The organism is Microcystis sp. M53603_WE2 (genome assembly GCF_030065435.1).
Genome location: NZ_JASJFF010001383.1, coordinates 1 through 2,880, shown reverse-complemented (window position 1 = coordinate 2,880; position 2,880 = coordinate 1). Strand labels below are relative to the sequence as shown.

The following is a 2,880-nucleotide window of genomic DNA, read 5'->3' as shown; positions in this document are numbered from 1 at the left end:
TCATAGGCTTCCAATTGTTGGGAAGCGGTAATCACCGCCGCCGGTCCAGTTTCACAACCCTTGCGATAGGTGGTGGTGGCCTCGTAGGGAATCGGCAGGATCACGGCCTTAGCTGTGGCGTAAGTGGCGATCGCTTCACTACCTAAAAATTGTTCGCTACCGGTGGCGCCAGACAATAACATGGGCAAGTCACAGAAAATTTTAGTCTAATCTTCTATTATAAATATTTTGACTATTTTTGTCTATCTCAACTGACCCCAGACATATATACTACAATAGCCAAAACCCCTTATCTATCAATAGATACATCCCTTAACTTTTCTTGGTGTACCCGTGTTTATTGTAATATTTCTCAATGGACAGGGAGCGAGCATATTTGCTGAAACCGAGTTAGATTTATGGGGGGTTTCCTTGATTTCTACCAGGGAAGAGGGCATCAGAAATTCTCTTAATCCCTCCCAAAGCACAGGTTATGGCCTTTTGTCAAGGGGGAAGTTCAGATCTTAATTGAAAATATAAGTAGAGATTAGCGATCGCTAAATTGGAAGCCATGAGTAAATTTACTTTATATTATGACTGCGATGGTAGTTTAAAAACTCTTGAACTGCCTTTAATCCTTGTCAATTCTCTCTGCATAGCTTCAAATACTTGACATTTTTAGTATATTTGAATTACTCATTAGGGATAACTATCTGACATTAAACAGGAATCTTGACTCTTCTGGTTTCTGTGTGGAAACGAGGTCTATACTGATAGTCTATGCCGCAAAATAGTCCTAAAAGTCTTGCCTGATAAGTATTTCACGATTTCATAAGCAAAAATTATCACACAAAGTCGAGAAGATCCGAATCTTCTTTACATTATGTTATTGAAGGGTTTCATTTGGGAATGATATAATTGCACGGAGAGATTACAAGTCACTCTATAAAATCCTCAAAAGCGGGAATGGGCTAATTCTGAGTCTCAGCATATCATCATGGAAGAAACAGTTCACGACAATTTTTTCAAAAAATTTACTGTGGTAACAGCTACTAGATCTGCTGCAGATTATCTCCCGGAGTCATCGGGTGTTTACGCTTTCTATCATGCGTTTGATTTTTCTGAGCATGATTTGTGTGGTAATATCAAGACTCGCTTGCAAAATACAGTGTTTAAAACAAAATTTTCTGAGAATAATGATAGAAGCAAATTTACCATAGATATCTGTGGAGAGCCAGTTAGTTTATCTCAGAACATGGAATATTTTCTTCAAGAAATTTCTCAACCAAAGGAGCGAAGAATTCTGAAAGAGTTTCTAATTTCATGTAGCATTTTACAGCATCCAGAATATATTGGCACGGCAAACAATTTAAGAATGAGATTTCTTCAACACTTGGAAAGAGAGGATGGTTTTTTATCAAAACATGGAAATTCAAGATCGAATAACGAATTTTTGTTTATTTCCTTTCCTTGTCCGAAAAATATTTCTAGACAATTGGAAAGCTTATTAATTCAATTATGTCAACCCAAATTCAATACTCAAAGGAGTTAAAATATGGAACTAGATAATCAGTCTCCAGAAACTATTGAATATAAAGCAATCACTGGTAAGTTTGGTGAAGTTAGATACTTTATAACAACCTTAGAACAAAGTGATGCAGTAGAAAACATTCGATTTGCTGACGAGATACAAGGCAGCTGGAGCTTCTCCGAAAGAGTCCAGAGAAAACTCGATGAAAAAAGAGCGGAAACAGAAATATTTTCCTACTTAGCTCAAGGGGGAATTAGGTTTTTTAATTCAATTGTAGTCGTCCTTTTGCCAAACTCAAATGAGCAACGAGAGTTCTGGGATTTTTCTACAGTTAGTAGTCAAGGTAAAACTGTAGAAAAATGGGTTAATTTAAAACTGTACAAAAACGTTGCTAGAATTGTCATTGATGGACAACATAGATTACTTTCTCTAAAAAGATACTGGAATGCTCACACAGGCAAAGAACCATTAAATTCTCAACAGTTAAAAGATAGCTTTGATTGCTCTGAAACCTTTGATATACCAGTTGTTTACTTAGTATTTAGAGAACTTGGAAGGGTAGGCTATAGCAATGCAAGCGAAACTATTAGAGATGATATTATCAAAGCGACTCGTAATATTTTTACAGTTATAAACAAAACTGCAAAATCTATTGATAAACAAACTCAATTATTGCTAGATGACAGTAAAATATCAGCATTAATTCCCAGAAAAATTTTGGAAGAAAAAGTGCTTGAAGACAAATATGTTAAATGGTCTTCTACAAACAGTTTAAATCAAGCAGATCCTTATCTAACTACACTAAATTTAATTAGTGAATGTACTATGGAAATTTTAAAAGACTCCCCGCAAGCTTTAAAAAAATCATTTAATTCACCTAATGAGCGACAAATGGCTTTAAAAGATTACTATGATTCTCATCCTAATTTGTCACAAATAGGCACAAAAGCTGTACTTAATTGGTTTTTTAACGAACTTCAACCATTTAAGGATTGGATATCACAGCTAAATTATTTAGAGGTAGATGTGCCGATTCAACCAGATCAACCGCAGCTGAAACCTAGCCAGAAAGCAGCGATAAAAAGGTTACGGCAATCCAGTATTTTATACACAGTTTTGGGACAAAAAATACTCTTTTTTGCAGTTTCGAGATATTTACTTAGAGTAAGAAAAGAGTATCGGATTACCGCCACTCTTAGCGCTATCTCAGATAGTAAGCTAAAACGCACTTAAACCACCTAAAATAGAAATAGTAATTTTAGAAAAATCCTACTTATGCCAGCCAAAGATTTCCTAGACTTAGAAGAAAAGAAAAACTTACAAAAAGCTCTTAAAGAAGAAGAAAGAGCAGAGGTTAGGGAAAGAATTTT

The 2,880-nt window shown here is 35.3% G+C and carries 3 protein-coding genes; 2 read left to right on the top strand and 1 reads right to left on the bottom strand.

Annotated elements, in window-relative coordinates:
* A partial coding sequence (locus tag PX481_RS29070; protein WP_288097446.1) for an arginase family protein occupies window positions 1-182 on the bottom strand: 182 nt, incomplete at its 3' end.
* 794 nt (window positions 183-976) lie between these two features.
* On the opposite strand from PX481_RS29070, the gene PX481_RS29065 reads away from it, so the two are divergent.
* Together PX481_RS29065 and PX481_RS29060 are read left to right on the top strand one after the other, a co-directional pair.
* Window positions 977-1,531 (top strand): GIY-YIG nuclease family protein, encoded by a 555-nt coding sequence (locus tag PX481_RS29065; protein WP_012267255.1) that lies wholly within the window; start codon window positions 977-979, stop codon window positions 1,529-1,531.
* A 3-nt stretch (window positions 1,532-1,534) separates the two neighbouring features.
* Window positions 1,535-2,743 carry a DNA sulfur modification protein DndB gene (locus PX481_RS29060; RefSeq protein ID WP_288026124.1) on the top strand — a complete coding sequence of 403 codons (1,209 nt, stop codon included), beginning with the start codon at window positions 1,535-1,537 and terminating at the stop codon, window positions 2,741-2,743.
* Window positions 2,744-2,880 lie beyond the last annotated feature (137 nt).